13 protein-coding genes, 1 other RNA gene and 1 pseudogene are annotated in these 15,933 nt (G+C 47.9%); 6 read left to right on the top strand and 9 right to left on the bottom strand.

Going from position 1 to position 15,933, the window contains the following annotated elements; all coding sequences use genetic code 11:
• Positions 1–676 (bottom strand): alpha/beta hydrolase (locus ACOJS8_RS07670; RefSeq protein ID WP_420147952.1); only part of this gene is annotated, 676 nt, incomplete at its 3' end.
• Between the two features lie 884 nt (positions 677–1,560).
• Positions 1,561–1,935, bottom strand: a transfer-messenger RNA (tmRNA) gene (gene ssrA, locus ACOJS8_RS07665).
• A gap of 155 nt (positions 1,936–2,090) precedes the next feature.
• Here ssrA and ACOJS8_RS07660 point away from each other — a divergent pair.
• Positions 2,091–2,747, top strand: coding sequence for a hypothetical protein (locus ACOJS8_RS07660; protein ID WP_420147951.1), 657 nt, complete (start codon positions 2,091–2,093; stop codon positions 2,745–2,747).
• Positions 2,748–2,813: 66 nt separating this feature from the next.
• On the opposite strand, the gene ACOJS8_RS07655 is transcribed toward ACOJS8_RS07660, so the two are convergent.
• The gene (locus ACOJS8_RS07655; RefSeq protein ID WP_420147950.1) at positions 2,814–3,311 is read right to left on the bottom strand and encodes a DUF421 domain-containing protein; all 498 of its coding nucleotides are present in this window, start codon (positions 3,309–3,311) and stop codon (positions 2,814–2,816) included.
• A 72-nt stretch (positions 3,312–3,383) separates the two neighbouring features.
• On the opposite strand from ACOJS8_RS07655, the gene ACOJS8_RS07650 reads away from it, so the two are divergent.
• Both ACOJS8_RS07650 and ACOJS8_RS07645 read left to right on the top strand, forming a co-directional pair.
• Positions 3,384–4,040, top strand: coding sequence for a histidine phosphatase family protein (locus ACOJS8_RS07650; RefSeq protein WP_420147949.1), 657 nt, complete (start codon positions 3,384–3,386; stop codon positions 4,038–4,040).
• Between the two features lie 9 nt (positions 4,041–4,049).
• Positions 4,050–4,595, top strand: a complete 546-nt coding sequence (locus ACOJS8_RS07645) for a DUF6580 family putative transport protein (protein WP_420147948.1) — start codon at positions 4,050–4,052, stop codon at positions 4,593–4,595.
• Between the two features lie 201 nt (positions 4,596–4,796).
• Here ACOJS8_RS07645 and ACOJS8_RS07640 read toward each other — a convergent pair.
• From ACOJS8_RS07640 to ACOJS8_RS07630, 3 genes and pseudogenes are all read right to left on the bottom strand, one after another.
• A pseudogene (locus ACOJS8_RS07640) lies at positions 4,797–5,897 on the bottom strand (ISAs1 family transposase); the annotation flags it as partial.
• A 136-nt stretch (positions 5,898–6,033) separates the two neighbouring features.
• Positions 6,034–8,658, bottom strand: coding sequence for an MGH1-like glycoside hydrolase domain-containing protein (locus tag ACOJS8_RS07635; RefSeq protein WP_420147947.1), 2,625 nt, complete (start codon positions 8,656–8,658; stop codon positions 6,034–6,036).
• Positions 8,659–8,739: 81 nt separating this feature from the next.
• Entirely contained in the window at positions 8,740–9,549 is an 810-nt protein-coding gene (locus ACOJS8_RS07630; RefSeq protein ID WP_420147946.1) for an SDR family oxidoreductase, read from the bottom strand.
• Between the two features lie 454 nt (positions 9,550–10,003).
• On the opposite strand from ACOJS8_RS07630, the gene ACOJS8_RS07625 reads away from it, so the two are divergent.
• Positions 10,004–10,609 carry a T9SS C-terminal target domain-containing protein gene (locus ACOJS8_RS07625; RefSeq protein WP_420147945.1) on the top strand — a complete coding sequence of 202 codons (606 nt, stop codon included), beginning with the start codon at positions 10,004–10,006 and terminating at the stop codon, positions 10,607–10,609.
• Between the two features lie 156 nt (positions 10,610–10,765).
• On the opposite strand, the gene ACOJS8_RS07620 is transcribed toward ACOJS8_RS07625, so the two are convergent.
• Positions 10,766–11,176 carry a hypothetical protein gene (locus ACOJS8_RS07620; RefSeq protein WP_420147944.1) on the bottom strand — a complete coding sequence of 137 codons (411 nt, stop codon included), beginning with the start codon at positions 11,174–11,176 and terminating at the stop codon, positions 10,766–10,768.
• Positions 11,177–11,653: 477 nt separating this feature from the next.
• Between ACOJS8_RS07620 and ACOJS8_RS07615 the strand changes: the two genes are divergently transcribed.
• Positions 11,654–12,553 (top strand): alpha/beta hydrolase, encoded by a 900-nt coding sequence (locus ACOJS8_RS07615; RefSeq protein WP_420147943.1) that lies wholly within the window; start codon positions 11,654–11,656, stop codon positions 12,551–12,553.
• Positions 12,499–14,352 carry an alpha-L-rhamnosidase C-terminal domain-containing protein gene (locus ACOJS8_RS07610; protein ID WP_420147942.1) on the top strand — a complete coding sequence of 618 codons (1,854 nt, stop codon included), beginning with the start codon at positions 12,499–12,501 and terminating at the stop codon, positions 14,350–14,352. Before ACOJS8_RS07615 ends, ACOJS8_RS07610 begins: the two co-directional genes overlap by 55 nt.
• 57 nt (positions 14,353–14,409) lie before the next feature.
• Here the strand turns inward: ACOJS8_RS07610 and ACOJS8_RS07605 are convergent, their stop codons facing one another.
• Together ACOJS8_RS07605 and ACOJS8_RS07600 are read right to left on the bottom strand one after the other, a co-directional pair.
• Entirely contained in the window at positions 14,410–14,829 is a 420-nt protein-coding gene (locus tag ACOJS8_RS07605; protein WP_420147941.1) for a LytR/AlgR family response regulator transcription factor, read from the bottom strand.
• A gap of 153 nt (positions 14,830–14,982) precedes the next feature.
• Complete coding sequence (locus ACOJS8_RS07600) at positions 14,983–15,756, bottom strand: SDR family NAD(P)-dependent oxidoreductase (protein WP_420147940.1); 774 nt, start codon at positions 15,754–15,756, stop codon at positions 14,983–14,985.
• Positions 15,757–15,933: the final 177 nt, after the last annotated feature.

Raw genomic sequence — 15,933 nt, 5'->3', positions numbered from 1 at the left:
CATGAATCATCCGCACGGGCTTTCCTCCAGCACTGATCAGTGCCGGGTCGGTCAGACCTGCCATCTCCACAATGGTCGAGATGGCGCTGCTCTGAGCCGGGTCGGCGCTGTTCTCGTTGCGGGAGGGCGTCTGGTCAAAATCCACCGACATAGCCGTTGCTCCTCCAGCCGAGTAACCCATAACCGCGATACGTCCTTTATCGATCCGCAAGGCGGCTGCATTGGCCCGCAGCCAGCGGATGGCTCCCAGGGCATCCTCTTTAGCATCATCCACCACAGCTACAAAAGCAGGATCAGTTGGAATCATTTTAAAACTCTTGGTCGCCAGTCGATAGCTGATGGAAACGGCCACATAGCCGTACTGGGCGTATAAGTTGGCATAATCAGCCATTAAGCTCTTATTGCCGGAGGTAAAGCCACCTCCATGAATCAGCACGATGACAGGTCTCTCCTGGAGGGTGTCGTTGGCGGGCTGATAGATGTCCAAGAGCTGGGTCTGGAGCTGCCCCCGGTCATTGATTGATTTGCCATAGGCCACGTTGAGGCTTTTCTGGACCGAGCCCGTCAGGGGGCTAACGTAGCGCTGGGGGGTGGCGGCTGCCCGAGCCTGAGCTGAAGCCAGGGCCGGGGGGGCTGGGCTTAGCTGGGGCGTGCTACATTGAGTGAAGAGGCCCATCAGGGCGGCAAGCGTAACGAGTTTGTTCAGTGGGTAGATTGATTAAGCAAGCGAAAGTACGGAAACAGGGTACGAATGGGTTGGGGGTTGGTCGGCTGGGACAGGGGTAAAGCTGTGGGCCGGGGATGCTGGTCTAAGTAGAATTGCTACGTTGTAAATCAAAGCCTCCTATCAATATGATTTCTGAAGCAGACTCGTACAAGAGTTGTAAAGCCATTAAAAACGGGGCGATGTCTCATTCGACTTGGTTGTATCAGTTAGTTTATGTTACCGAAAATTCGATTTGTACTCAGATTTATTGATACAAATTTAATTAACTGTAAAACATAAATACAAACTTTTAGTTAACTATTTTTTATAAAAGTAACATGTAGTTAAATACATTAATTATGCATAAACGCTCTGAAATCATAAATCCTGGTCGTTATACCATTTTCACGAATAGTTAACTTACTGATCCATTGGCAGGTAGCCTGCTGCTCGTAATAACTGTAAGCTTGGAATAGCGCTCGCTGAACTGTAGACATGGGCGCCTGGAAACAGGGACGATCAGCCCAGAAGCATCGAAGTGTGGAAGACGGCGTAAGGGGGACGATGAACTGATACAACTAAGGCAACCGGCGGTACGTAGATGCTGCTGTGCGATTCGTGTGGGGTGTAACGCCATCAATACATAATTCATGTATTGACTGCTTAGTACCTAAAGGAGTTGCTGGCATTTGAAAATCCGGCTAAATAATATTCAAGCTTGGATTTCATTCCGGTTCGTTCTTTCCAGTGGTAGTTAATTAGACTTTACTGCCATTTTTCTGCCACCAGAACTGCCATTTTTTATTTTTGGCACAAAAAAAGCCGCTGATAGTATTAACTATCAGCGGCTTACGTAGTGGAGACGGAGGGATTTGAACCCTCGTCCAGTCAAGGAAACCGTCGTGCTTTCTACATGCTTAGGTACGCTTAGGATTGTCGGGAATCAGCCCGGTGTGTACCATACCAAGCCTCATCCGTAGGTGCTTGTTTCTCACTCAGCCGTTAACACCATAAACTGAGCCAGCGCTGCGAGTCGATGCCTCCTGATCCAGCCAGCAGCACGTAGGCCGGGGAGACAATGGCTATTGCTTAATCCTCCGGATTAGGCAGCCATGGCGTAGTTATACTCGCCAGTTATTGTTTTGACGATTTGTTCGGGTCGGGAAATTCCGTCAACTCCCGGCATGCTTACACGCGACCTCAGCAAGCTGTCAATTCCGGTCGTCCCCAGATTAACCGTTCCAAAGGAGCGTGTAAGCAATTAACTCAACCCATTTGCATTTGGTTCGCTTTACCGTAATAATTCATATTTTTAGTAGAATTTTAATAACATAACATCACTTTCACTAGTTTAATGGTTGTGCTATGACCTCTATCGATTGGCATGGCTAAGGCAATGACTATTACTCCTTTCGAAACGCACCTGTATAACTATCTGTCACCGTTTTTTACGGACCACGACTATACGCTATTAAGCGAAAAAAAGCAGTTTCGACGGACAACAAACAGCGGCTTTCAGAACATCATTCTTTCGTCCGTTTTTTATGCAGACGATACCGTAGTAGATGTAAGTTTTGGGTGTCGGAATGAACAGATTGAGCAGATTGCACAACAGTTTCTGAATACCCTGCCCGATCTTCGCTCCGATGCTAATACCCTTATTATTTCGATTGGCCGATTTAGTGGCTCACGGTTTTTCCGATACAAAATTCATTCGGAAAAGGAGCTCCCCGAAGTGTGCGAGCAGATCTCGCAATTTTTTGACAAACAGGGATTCGATTTTTTGACGACTGCTTCCAGCCTGTCCACTCTTGACCAATTGCTAAATGACTATCCTGGTGAGCCCTGTCAATACGTTTACAATCAAACCCACCGCTGCTACAAAGGATTGATTGCCGCCCGATTGAACCATAATCCTCACTTCGATGGCCTGATTGATCGCTATCGACATTTGCTGATGCAGCAAACCCAAAATCCATACGAGCAGATTCACTTCGAGCGCCTGATAACGTATCTGCAGCATTATTACTCCGCAAATTGATTTCCTGGGATTTTCCCTGGCTGTTCGAAGACAGGCAATCTGTTGACTGGTAATGGGGGGCTCTTTTCATTTCCTGATGACACTGATGTTGCCACTTCCCTCGATGTAGCACGTTTTTACTTCCTCCAAACTGTTGACTCCCTGTTCACGTAGTATTCCTGTCAACTCATCCGTTGTTATCAGCTCTTTTTTCATATTCTGCCGTTGCATAACTCCATTTTTAACAAGCAGCACAGGATCTGGCTCACCAATTTTACTGAAGAAAACGGATCGAAAACCCAACCAGTTAATGGCAAAGTCCCAGAATACCAGCACGCCCACCAACAAGCAGCCTTCCGTTATCGAATGATACTCGTCTGCCATTGAGCTTTGCGCAGCATCGGAAATAAGAGTAATTAACAGTATGTCCGAAATTCCTAACTGTCCAGCTCCACGCCGGAAAAATCGGATGTAAAGAAAGCAGAACCAGTACGTTATCGTTCCACGAAGGATTACTTCCCATAACGACATGCCAGGAACGAACATCCTCTCCCAGTCGATATCAACCAGCAGTAAGGTTTTCATGTAGTGTTTTACAAGGGTACCTGCTGTAAAACCAATTCTAATCAGAGAGGTTTGTTCTACAAACCCCTATTTATGAATGTTTATTTAATTCGTCATACCGAAGTAAGCGTTGGACGACAGATTGCCTACGGCCAGTCGGACGTCGATTTGACTGATACGTATCATGAGCAACTTGACCGGCTAAAAAAGCACCTGCCCGATGGTCTGCTCCTGCCCCATCCAACGGTTATTTTTTCGTCACCGTTACGTCGCTGTCGCCAACTGGCAAATGACCTGGCCTCTGTTTTAACGGCAGGAAGCCCCATTGAAACAGCGCCGGGTCAGACAGCCGTTGTTGATGCCCAACGGCCACGCGTACAAATTGACGATCGTTTGAAAGAGCTTTTCTTCGGTGACTGGGAGCTAGTCCCCTGGGCTGATATTAATCCGGAAGAACTCGCTGCATGGCGAGCGGATTTTGTTGGGATACGCATGCCGAATGGAGAGAATTTTCAGGATCTTTATGAACGTATCACTACGTTCTGGAACGAACAAATTTTGCCGTTGGCGGAAGCTAATTCACAACAATCGGTGTTCATCGTTTCACACGGTGGCGTTATTCGGGCTTTGCTCTGTTTATTTATGGAGTTACCTTTGTCAAACGCTTATCGAATTAACCTCGATTACGGCGCAGTTTCCAGGCTTACTATGTCGGGCTCGTCGTATACGATTCAATACATTAACCGCTGATTATTGCACATGAAGCCATTTCAAATTCGCCTGACTACCCTTTCTGTTATAGTCCTCGCAACTGCTCTGTTCCGAATACTACCACACTGGTATAATTTCACACCTGTTGCGGCTCTTGCTTTGTTTGGTGCGGCAGCTTTTGAGCGGAAATGGCTGGGGTTGGTTGTTCCGCTGGTAGCCATGTTCCTGAGTGATGCGCTCATTGGATTCCACGGCAGCATGGGAGCCGTTTACTTTAGCTTTGGTCTAACGTGGCTGCTGGGTTTGTGGGCTCTGAGAAATCGCAGCACGGCTACACGTATTGCTGGCGCATCAGTTGCTTCGTCACTCTTATTTTTTCTGATTACTAATTTTGCCGTTTGGTATGGTAGCTCTTTTTATCCTCAAACGCTTCAGGGCCTGATGAGTTGCTACGTTGCCGGATTAGCTTTTTATGAGGGCACATCGTTTTTTCTGAACGGTTTGCTGGGCGATCTGTTTTTCAGTGGCGTCCTGTTTGGTGGGTATTATTTGCTCCAGCAACGGTTTGTAGTGCTACGTCCGGCACGGTACTAAATCAGTAATCCATACTCCCAAACGAAGCAGAGCGACTCGATGAGTCGCTCTGCTTCGTTTGGGAGTATCCAAAAGTTTCTCACTGTTCCGGTCGTTCCTGATTCGATTGCCTGTTAACTGCTGAGTAGGCTAAACCCCTAAATCCCCTAAAGGGGACTTGGTCCACACGCGAGCAAAGTCCCCTTTAGGGCAGGGTTGTTAAGTTCTAATAAGTTTAGTGAGTTCTTTGACATTAGAGCCAAATTTTATTTGCCCCTCGGTAATCGAGTCGTGGCCCACCTGACGATGCAAATTCAACGAGATCGTACCTAAGACCGACACATTGACCGCACCACTCTTGTGGCGGATGCGGTTGGTATCCTCTCGGCAGATCACGTCCTTGACCCAGTGAAGCTTGTTCTCAATACCCCAGTGACCCCGAATGCCTTGAGCAAACTCAGCCCCACCTAGATTTACATCACTTATGAAATACGCATCTACCTGGCTTAGTTGACCCTTCATTAATCGTTGGCGGTGCACATGGACAAAGTGGCTTAAGCCCAGCCAGGATTGAGTTAGCCTCGCAGGTGGGGCTGCATACACCTGCACTTGCCAGCTACTTTGCCGACCATGAGTCTGCTCATTCGTAGTAAACTCACTCAAGGCCACTTGGCTAGAGACCGTGGGCTGGATATGAGCCAACAGCTTGCGTTGGTTGATATGAGCCAACAGCTTGCGTTGGTTGGCTTTGACCTGAGCCACATAGTGGTTATGAGTTTTCACAATCACCTCAATCGTTTTTTTGGGTATGAATGGCGTCCAAACGAACCAGTAGACCTTTATCTTGAAAATGACTTAACAGCTCTCGAACACTCACCCGCTCATCACCACTGGCGTTGGCGTAGGTAGCCAGCCGATGGACCAACCCACTCTGATGGCTCCACAAGCTGACCATCAACTGGAAATCTTGTTTAGCGTCCTGCATATGGGTCAGGGTGGAGCCTAACGCTTTGCCATCGCCACTGATCCAATCGCCTGTTGAAAGCGAGCCCAAGCCATGAGCCCATGTGTTAAAGCAGTCGATCAAGAGCTGCTCATCGAGCTTAGTCAGCACGGTGCGAAAGGTAACATAGGAGGGTACGCCATGCTTGAGTTGGAATTGTTGGCTAAGCACCTCTTGGTGGCTCTGACAAAAGCGAGCCACGGGCCGATAGCCATGATGGCCACACAGATTAGCGATGACTACTAACGCCAAGATTTGTTCCAGCCGAATGCGTCGTCCCTCAGCTCGTCGAGGATCTGCCAGGCCAGCAAAGGCTTCATAGAGATTCATAACCAAATAGAATTTGGCACTAATGTACAGGATTTAGAGAACTTAACAGCCCTGCCCTTCAGGGGATTTAGGGGTTTTAGACTGTAGGGCTTCGCTTCATCGAGTGGGAACGGAGAACGAATTTGGCTACGTATCGTACTTTCGACTGATTAAGTCAGCGATTAATCCTGTCCAACCGGTTTGATGACTGGCACCTACGCCCCGCCCATTATCCCCATCGAAATATTCGTAGAATAATACGTAGTCGCGAAAGTTAGGGTCCTGAAATTTTATATACTGACCGAATACCGGGCGTTTTCCGTCTGCATCTTTTGTAAACAAATTGATCAGTCGATTGGCTAGTTCACAGGCAATGACTTTGAGGGTAACCTGCTTTCCTGATCCAACCGGATACTCGACCGTAAAGTCATCACCGAAATAATAATAAAACCGTTCCAGACTTTCGATTAACAGATAATTGGTTGGCATCCAGACCGGCCCACGCCAGTTACTATTGCCCCCAAACATACCGCTATCACTTTCGGCAGGTGTGTACGTGAGTCGGAACGTAGTGTTGTCGAGCTGGAATTCGTACGGATGGTCGCGGTAAACTTTCGAAACGGCCCGAACCCCATGTGGGCTTAGAAATTCGCTTTCGTCCAATACTTTGTTTAACAGCGATTTCAACCGAAAACCACGTAGCAAACTGAGTAATCGCTTTTGGTCAACGCCTTTTTCGGTATAGCGGGAAACCTGGTGATACAGGTCCGGGCGATGTCCCTGAAACCAGACCATCCGTTCCAGAAAGCCGGGATTAGCCTTTAGAAGCTCGTCATCGAGTATTTCAACGGCAAATATCGGAATAAGCCCAACCAGCGTACGAACGCGCAATCGATGAATGCTTCCGTCACTCATTCGAAGCTGATCATAAAAAAACGCATCCGCTTCGTCCCACAGACCAATGTTATTTTGACCGATGTTGGTAATTGCTCCGGCTATGTATAGAAAATGGTCGAAGAATTTCGTCGCCATTTCGTCGTAAACACAGTCATGCCGCGCCAGTTCGAGTGCAATGCGCATCATATTCAGCGAGTACATCGCCATCCAGCTTGTGCCATCGGCCTGCTCCAGATGGCTGCCGTCCGGAAAAACAGTATTTCGGTCGAAAACGCCAATGTTGTCCAGCCCCAGAAAACCACCCTCAAAAATATTATTACCCGATTCGTCTTTACGGTTGACCCACCACGTAAAGTTGAGCATCATTTTATGGAAAATTCCCCGTAGGAATGGCAAATCCTCGCTGCCTGGTTTTCGCTGCTGCTCCAGATAGAAGATACGCCAGGCAGCCCAGGCCAGAACGGGCGGATTTACATCCGAGAAATTCCACTCATAAGCGGGTAATTGCCCATTCGGATGCATGTACCATTCGTTGGTGAGCAGCATGAGTTGTTGCTTGGCAAAACCCGGATCGATGCGCGCGAACGTAACACAATGGAATGACCAGTCCCAGGCTGCGTACCAGGGATACTCCCATTTGTCGGGCATAGAAATAACGTTGGCATTAATCAATTGCAACCACGTATGGTTACGTCCCTTCAGACGTTCGGGAGGTGGTGGCGGGCTATTTGGGTCGCCCGCCAGCCATCGCGATACGTCGTAATAATAGAACTGTTTGCACCAGAGCATTCCAGCAAAGGCTTGCCGTTGTATCAGTTTTTCGTCGTCGGTTGCCTGTTTCGGATGGATGTAATTATAGAACGTATCGGCTTCTGCTTTGCGCTGATCGAAAATGCTGTCGAAATCGGCGAATGGGTTTGACACAGTGGCCGATTCAAGTCGTAACCGAACCGTAGCTGACTGGCCCGCACCGACCGTTACTACGTAGTGAGCAGCAGATTTCGTCCCGCAATGACCGGGATTAACCGTTGCCGTACCCTGCACCACATAATCATGAATTCCATCTTTCGGATAAGGTGATCCGGTATGCGTATTGTACAGCCGGGCGAGGTTCGTTTCGTTGTCGCAAAACAACCACTCCGGTTGCCCATCGGCATGGAGAACGTAGCGTCCTAACGCTGAATCTTCGACCGATACTGTTCCGTTGGGCAGGAGCACCAGTGTTGGTTTGACATTCGGCACTGCGTCCGAATCATCCCCCCAGATCCATGTATTTCGGAACCAGAGGGTTGGCAGCAAATGAATTACTGCGGATTCGGGACCACGATTGTGCACTGTCACCTGCATCATTACGTCCTGCGGTCCAGCTTTGGCATACTCAACAAATACGTCGAAATAACGATCATCATCGAAGATGCCGGTATCGATTAGCTCAAATTCAGGATCAGAACGCGATCGTCGGCGATTTTCCTCTACAAGCCATTCGTAGGGGTAAGCCGCTTGTGGGTATTTATAGAGCATTCGCTGGTACGAATGCGTTGGGGTATTATCAATGTAGTAGTAAAGCTCTTTAACGTCTTCTCCGTGGTTGCCTTCACCGTTTGTCAGACCAAAGAAACGTTCCTTCAAAATAGGGTCCTGTCCATTCCAGAGCGCCAGTGCCAGACAAAGTTGTTGTTTGTCATCGCAGAAGCCAGCAATCCCGTCTTCGCCCCAGCGGTAGGTATAACTGCGGGCCATATCGTGGGTTGTGTAGCCCCAGGCGTCGCCATTTGCACTGTAATCTTCCCGCACGGTTCCCCACTGGCGATCAGATACGTACGGTCCCCACTGGCGCCAGGCAGGATCTTCTAATCGTTTATGTTCGGTGGTCAATTGATGTACGATTTATGATGTATGATGTATGATATAGGATCTTTTAAATCATACACCCTATATCATACATCATATATCTTTTTACCCATTATCAGAAAAACCTTCGAACACAGTCATGCCCCCGTCGATGAAAATACTGGCGCCGGTAATGTAGTCCGACTGGTCGGAGGCCAGAAATACGGCCAGGTTTCCAATATCCTGCGGCTGCCCAATTCGATTGTAAGGAATCAGCGTCATCAGACTATTCAGCGCCTGGGGCGTTTCCCAGGCAGCCCGGTTGATTGGCGTCTGAATGGCACCCGGGCAAATGCTGTTCACCCGGATTCTACGATCGCCATACTCCTGCGCCAGCGACTGCATGAGCATTTTAATACCTCCTTTCGACGTAGCGTAATTAACGTGTCCAGCCCACGGAATCAGTTCATGAACGGAGCTCATGCAGATGATTTTTCCAGTAGCTGCCGAAACCTCCGGCCGCGGTCCGCGACGCAGAAACTCACGAATGGCTTCACGGGCGCATAAAAACTGACCGGTCATATTCACGCTTATCACCGTATTCCACTGGTCGAGCGTCATTTCGTGAAATTTGGCATCACGTTGTAAACCAGCGTTATTAACCAGAATGTCGACAGTACCATACCTGGCTACTACGTCGGCAAACATATTGATTACTTCGTTTTCCTTACTTACATCGCACTGAGCGGTCATTCCTGCGCCACCGGCATCCGTAATTTCTTTTAACACAGCCTCTGCTTCATCTTTCGAACGGGCTGACGAATGGTTTACAACTACGGTTGCTCCGGCCGCGCCCAGGGCTTTAGCCACGCCCGCGCCAATGCCGCTGCTAGCACCTGTTATCAATGCCGTTTGTCCCTTTAATGTTAGCTCCATAAATTCTCAAAAGCGTTTTCTTATGTAAGCCAATTTTCTAACGTTTGTTTAGCACCCGCTCAACACGAACGCAACCTCTTCTGCTACGTAAATTACCCTTGGATTGAGAATTGGCGCTGCCATTAACCGATTCTTAATCGTGCAATATCTTTTTTTAGAGATACAGATAGGACCAGCCTAACCGATACGTTTTCTCAAAATTGGATTATTAGTATGAAAATTAGGTGTAGAAACATCAAAAGTCCTATTATTTACAATTATTAGAAAAATACAATTTATACGTGATTTTAAGGGACTTGTTGTACTTTTTCAATATTAGACCCACTCTGCCAATATGAAATTGTCTTTTATAAAGAATATTACTTGAAAACAGGCCATACAGGCATTACCCTATTGCATTAAACCGAGTTAAGCACACACCTTTGTATCGGTAAAACAAAAAATTTCAAACCAAATGAAACAGTTCCGTTTAACAATTGCTGTACTGCTGTCAGCATTTAGTCTGGCAGGCATGGGAGATGCCAAAGCCGACAATGGATCGGGAATGGGTGGTGTGAAAGTTGAAAAGTCCGAACAAAAGAAAGTACGCGTTTATACACAACCTGGTAATTCGGTTGACGTGGCTATTATTGATGCCGACGGCAACGTACTGTACCGGGGTCTGATCTCGAAGCACACGAAAGGTGCTACTTCTTTCAACTTGAACAACCTGCCAGATGGCCAGTATTACCTGACTGCCGGTAACAACGCCTGGTGGATGTCGCAGGGACTGACGATTAAATCAAACTTGGTTAACGTCGATCCACGTAACATGAAACAAGTAGCAGAGCCTACGCTGACAGCTTACGAAAAAAATAAGATTGAAGTAGTAATGCCAGCTAGAAATGTCGACGAAGCCAGCGTAGCAATCTACGATTCGCAGAACGTACTGGTACAGACAGATACGTTTAAAGGTTCGACTCGCCGTTTCGACTTGTCAGCTCTACCTGATGGTGCCTACACATTCGTTGTTGGTCCAAGTCAGAAACAGTTTATCACTCGTATCGACATTCGTCACTAAGTCGTTACGTTTCGAACTGGCTCGAAAGCGAGTTCAATTACACGATTCAACTTCATAAGGCCGGTCTTTTCGGACAAGCCCGACCACACTACACAATCCCCAGGCCCACTGACCTTGTAGAAGGTCAGTGGGCTTTTTATGTTAACAAACTATTTATTATTGTTCAGCTACCAGCTTAATTGAGCGGTTTACGCGTGCTGGAGCAGGTGTAGCAATCTTTACATTGTGTACTTCCATTTCAAGGCCATTGGTTACTTTTAAGCGGTAATCGCCATCGGGCAAACTGGTTATGTCCAGACTGAGCCGTCCGCTTGTCTCCGTTGCACCAAGCGCATGATCAAGGTACTTATTCCCATCGGTATCAAGCAACTGAATCCGAATCTCTCCGCCCAACTCCTTATCAACATTGACCCGTAGTTTTGTTTTATCGATAGTCAGGTAAGCCCCTACCTGGTAACGAGCCACCTTTGTAGGATGATCTTTTTTGTTCAGTCCCGGACCGGGCGTAGCAAACGTAGTAAGGATTCCTGCGAATAGCAGAATCAGCGTTGTGGCAAGGGTTTTCATAGAAGTAGAGTTTGGAAGTGAGCGTAAACCAGCCAGACCAACTGATTCGCCCTAAAGACGAATGAAATTGTATTGCTGTCTTATTTTCAGATGAAAGGTCATTTTCATCCATAAGCGGTTAACACTGGTTCGGTATTTCATCAGTTAAGTAGTTTCTCCAAACGTCACTCATCTATTTGCAGGAAGCCAGCGTATCAATTAATCCTGAATAAAGCCTTACTAAATTAATTACAATTGTACCGAATGGGTAACTATAGGAAAGTTCCGCGCTTTCATTATATTTATTTTAGGTTTGAATAATGAAGGGTCCTGTAGACGCTTATTGTTTTCATCATAGGTTGACAAAAGAATGCTTTCCACGCCCTGCCGGAAAGCATTTTTGTTTGTACGCTACGTAGTAGTTTTTACTCTTTCCTTCCTTAAAAATCACAACAACCCATCGGCAACGTAACTGCACTACGTTCCTATCTGAGTCTTATGTTTAGCTCACGCCTGATTCTTCTACTGACTTTTTTATGCATAGCGCATTTGAACCTGGCGCAACGCACAATTCCCCTGTATACAGGCGGAGTTCCTAATGCCCGCCAGGGTGCAGACGAGGAACGTATTGATGCCAATAAGAACGCTTTTAACGTAGCGAATCCGACAATAACAATTTATACGCCTGCCAATGCCAATGGTACGTCAATTATTATCTGCCCCGGTGGTGGCTACGGTACGTTGGTGATGAAACGGGAAGGGTACGAGGTGGCCGAAGCATTCAACAAGATGGGCGTAACGGCCTTTGTGCTTAAGTACCGGCTCCCGAGCGATAAAACCATGATCGATAAGTCGATAGGTCCGCTTCAGGATGCTCAACAGGCTATCAAAGTTGTCCGGCAACGGGCTTCGGAGTGGAACATTGACCCGAATAAAATTGGTATTATAGGTTTTTCAGCGGGTGGGCATTTAGCCGCAACGGCCGGTACTCACGCCAATCGGTCCGTTATTGAAAACAAAGAAGCGATCAGCCTACGTCCCGATTTTATGATTCTGCTTTATCCCGTCATTAGCTTCAACGATAGCCTGGGCCATGGCGGAAGCCGAAAAAACCTGCTGGGCGCGTCACCTTCGGCCGAGCAGTTACGCCTGTATTCGAATGAGTTACAGGTTAGTAAACAAACGCCACCCACCCTCCTGCTCCATGCCGGCGACGACCAGAAGGTACCCGTTGAAAACAGTCTTGTTTTTTACGAAGCCTTGCACCGTAACGGGGTTCCAGCAGGTATGCATATTTTTCCGAAAGGTGATCATGGCTTTCTGGGTACGCCAACCCGCGACGAATGGATGGAACTGTGCCGACGCTGGCTGAAAAGCAATGGCTGGGTAAACGACTGAATGATCAATTGCACTTAAGAAGTTCTTTTACATCTGAATCATATTCCATGAACGGCAAACGGTTTCTTTTCTTTGTCATTTGTCTTGTTTTAAACCAAAACGTACTGGCACAGTTACCCCCTATTTTCGACCAGCCGCGTGCGCAAACGGCTCAATCCGAAGCAACCGTTCGACGTTTTCTGGCTCCCGTAAAAATTCTGTGGAGCACCGGCTCCATTGCCCATTCTGAACAACTTCTGAAGCCGGGCAACGGACAGGCCGATTTATCGGGCAAAGGGGTTTGTTCGCTGAAAAGTGATGGAACGGGGAAAGCTGGTTTACTGCTGGATTTTGGGAAAGAGCTACACGGCGGTCTACAAATCGTAACCGGGCAATGGAACGTCAGTAAACCGATTACGGTTCGCATTCGCTTCGGCGAGTCGGCAAGCGAAGCAATGGCTGATATTGAACCCAGGCAAAACGCCACCAACGACCACGCCGTTCGGGATATGACCATACAGGTACCATGGCTTGGCAAGCTCGAAATTGGCAACACGGGTTTCCGGTTTGTACGTATTGATCTGATCGATGCCGACACAGAGTTGCTGCTCAAGGAAGTACGAGCCATTTTCACGTTTCGTGATCTTCCTTACCTCGGCTCTTTTCGTTGCAGCGATACGTTACTCAATAAAATCTGGGCGACCGGTGCTTACACGGTTCACCTCAACATGCAGGACTACCTCTGGGATGGTATCAAACGCGACCGGCTGGTTTGGGTAGGCGATATGCATCCCGAAGTATCGACCATTAATGCGGTATTCGGCTACAACGACGTAGTACCTAAAAGCCTCGATCTGGCGCGTGACATTACGCCCCTACCCGGCTGGATGAATGGTATCAGTACGTATTCGATGTGGTGGATTCTCATTCAGCGCGACTGGTATCTGCACAACGGCAATCTGGCTTATTTGAAGCAGCAAAAAACGTATCTGGCTGGCCTACTGAATCAGTTGATGCAGAAAATCGATGAGAAGAACAGCGAAAAACTGGATGGTACGCGGTTTCTGGACTGGCCTTCCAGCGAAAATGCCAAAGGTATTCATGCCGGTTTGCAGTCGATGATGGTGCTTTCGCTGGGGGCAGGCGCTGATTTATGCCGGATACTAAACGACTCCGAAACGGCAAAAAAATGCGATGCTGCGGTAACTCGCCTGAAACAGTACGTGCCCGATCCCAATAAGTCGAAACAGGGGGCTGCGTTGCTGGCGTTGTCGGGTCTGGTGCCCGCATCAACGGCAAATAAAGATGTATTAGCTGTTGAGGGAGCGCATAATTTCTCTACATTCTACGGCTATTACATGCTGCAGGCCAAAGCCAAAGCAGGCGATTACAAAGGGGCCTTAGCCAACATCCGGGAGTTCTGGGGCGGCATGCTTGCACTGGGCGCTACTACGTTCTGGGAAGATTTCAACCTGGACTGGGTCAGGAATGCCGGACGTATTGACGAACTGGTTCCGGAAGGCAAAAAAGATATTCATGGCGATTGCGGAGCGTATTGCTACGTTGGCTTCCGGCATAGTCTGGCGCACGGCTGGGCATCGGGCCCTACACCCTGGCTCACAGAACACGTATTAGGTATCAGCGTGGTAGAACCTGGCTGTAAAGCCATTAAAATACAGCCCCATCTGGAAGACCTGAGCTTTGCAGAAGGCAGCTTTCCAACACCTTACGGCGTTGTTAAAGTGAAGCATACAAAAAAGGCAAACGGCACGGTTCAGTCCGAAATAAGCGGTCCCAAAGAGGTGCGTATTATTCGATAATATGCTTTTACGATAAGATATGCGCCTTTTCGCGACACATCTTATCGTAAAAATTTACTAGTTCAGATCAGAGGTGATTTGTTGATGCTGCAAATATTGATTCAGCGTTGGGCTCACACGACGACGGGCAATGGTTAACATTTTTCCGCCTGTCATTTCTACACACGCGTTATCGCCAAAGTCGATGTTGCGAACGTGCGCCAGATTCACTACGTGTGATTTATGAATACGTGCCAGCGGAGCTCCGTCCAGTTCCTGTTCGAACATTTTAAGTGTCTTAGCCATCAGGTAGCGACGTCTATCACGCGTATGGATAAACGTGTAATTACCGGCTCCTTCCAGCCAGACAATTTCCTCAACAGAAACTCGTATCGAACGGTTTTGCGTAACAAGGGTAATACGCTTTGGCTGAGCCAGATGGGCCGATGTGCCAGATGCGTTAAAAGCGGTACGTTGTGAGTGAGTTAGCGGAGTCATGTGACAATGAGGAAAGGTATGATTTTATCGAATGATCGTCACAAACCTATTCATCCTGCATAATTGACTCAATATCGCACGCGTTGAATGGTAAAATACACTGTATGAATCGTATAAAATAGTACTTTAACCGTTATGGCATCTACGCACTGTCTAGTAGGTTGCCCGGCCCCCGGAAATGTCGTAGATGAACCCGGTCGAGAAGCTATTTTCGGCCGATACGATAAAGCAGGCCATAGCCGCTACTTCATCAACCTGCCCCAGGCGCCCCATTGGAATCCTGGCAGTCATATACGCTAGTTGCTCAGCCGACGTATTGTCGTTCATCGCTGTTTTAATAACGGCGGGAGCCAGTCCGTTAATCGAAATACCAGACTTAGCGTATTCCTTGGCGATCGCTTTAACCAGGCCGATTACGCCCGCTTTACTGACTGAATATCCAACCATACCCGGATTTCCTTCTTTTCCGGCAATGGACGCCATCAGCAGTAAACGCCCGTAGCCCCGGTTTGCCATTGCCGTTACGGCGTATTTGGTAATCAGAAAGCTCCCCAGCAGGTTAATCGCACATACGTTTTCAAAATCGCTGGTGGAGTACGTAGTAATGTTCGTGCTGGTTGGTCCGACAATCCCGGCTGAATTCACGACTACGTCCAGTTGGCCAAAATCGGCAACGACCTGTTCAACCGCTACTTTTACCTGAGGCTCCTGCGAAATATCTACGCAATAGGTACGAATCAAATATCCTGCCGCTGTTAGTTCATCACTCGTTTTATCAAGCAACGTAGCATTACGGTCGAACAGAGCAACAGAAGCTCCCTCAGCCAGCAGGCGTTGGGCAATGGCTTTACCGAGACCGTCGGCGCCCCCCGTCACAAGGGCAACCTGGCCTTTAAACCGATCAGGAAAGTACATCAATTGGGGCATAATTCAGCAGGTACTTAGATTTATTAACCATAGTGAGATCCGCTGTCGCGGCACGGAGAATACAGAGTGATTATAAAGTTGTTTAGAGTTTTCTAGACCAGCGTGTTGTTGTGAAAACCCAAAAAGATGGGTATGTATCGGGAGGGAAATATAGATACACAAAAAGTCTGGGTGTGA

Origin of the sequence: Spirosoma sp. (genome assembly GCF_048594605.1) — a bacterium.
Taxonomy (GTDB): Bacteria; Bacteroidota; Bacteroidia; order Cytophagales; family Spirosomataceae; genus Spirosoma.
Note: the sequence above shows the minus strand (reverse complement) of the source record. Positions and strands in the feature narration are given on the sequence as shown.

Excerpts from the sequence above, each read along its gene's own strand:
- ACOJS8_RS07660 (WP_420147951.1), top strand. The coding sequence starts at position 2,091 with ATGGCTAAGGCAATGACTATTACTCCTTTCGAAACGCACCTGTATAAC.
- ACOJS8_RS07610 (WP_420147942.1), top strand. The coding sequence starts at position 12,499 with ATGGATGGAACTGTGCCGACGCTGGCTGAAAAGCAATGGCTGGGTAAA.
- ACOJS8_RS07600 (WP_420147940.1), bottom strand. The coding sequence starts at position 15,756 with ATGCCCCAATTGATGTACTTTCCTGATCGGTTTAAAGGCCAGGTTGCC.
- ACOJS8_RS07650 (WP_420147949.1), top strand. The coding sequence starts at position 3,384 with ATGAATGTTTATTTAATTCGTCATACCGAAGTAAGCGTTGGACGACAG.
- ACOJS8_RS07605 (WP_420147941.1), bottom strand. The coding sequence starts at position 14,829 with ATGACTCCGCTAACTCACTCACAACGTACCGCTTTTAACGCATCTGGC.
- ACOJS8_RS07655 (WP_420147950.1), bottom strand. The coding sequence starts at position 3,311 with ATGAAAACCTTACTGCTGGTTGATATCGACTGGGAGAGGATGTTCGTT.
- ACOJS8_RS07625 (WP_420147945.1), top strand. The coding sequence starts at position 10,004 with ATGAAACAGTTCCGTTTAACAATTGCTGTACTGCTGTCAGCATTTAGT.
- ACOJS8_RS07615 (WP_420147943.1), top strand. The coding sequence starts at position 11,654 with ATGTTTAGCTCACGCCTGATTCTTCTACTGACTTTTTTATGCATAGCG.
- ACOJS8_RS07645 (WP_420147948.1), top strand. The coding sequence starts at position 4,050 with ATGAAGCCATTTCAAATTCGCCTGACTACCCTTTCTGTTATAGTCCTC.
- ACOJS8_RS07630 (WP_420147946.1), bottom strand. The coding sequence starts at position 9,549 with ATGGAGCTAACATTAAAGGGACAAACGGCATTGATAACAGGTGCTAGC.
- ACOJS8_RS07620 (WP_420147944.1), bottom strand. The coding sequence starts at position 11,176 with ATGAAAACCCTTGCCACAACGCTGATTCTGCTATTCGCAGGAATCCTT.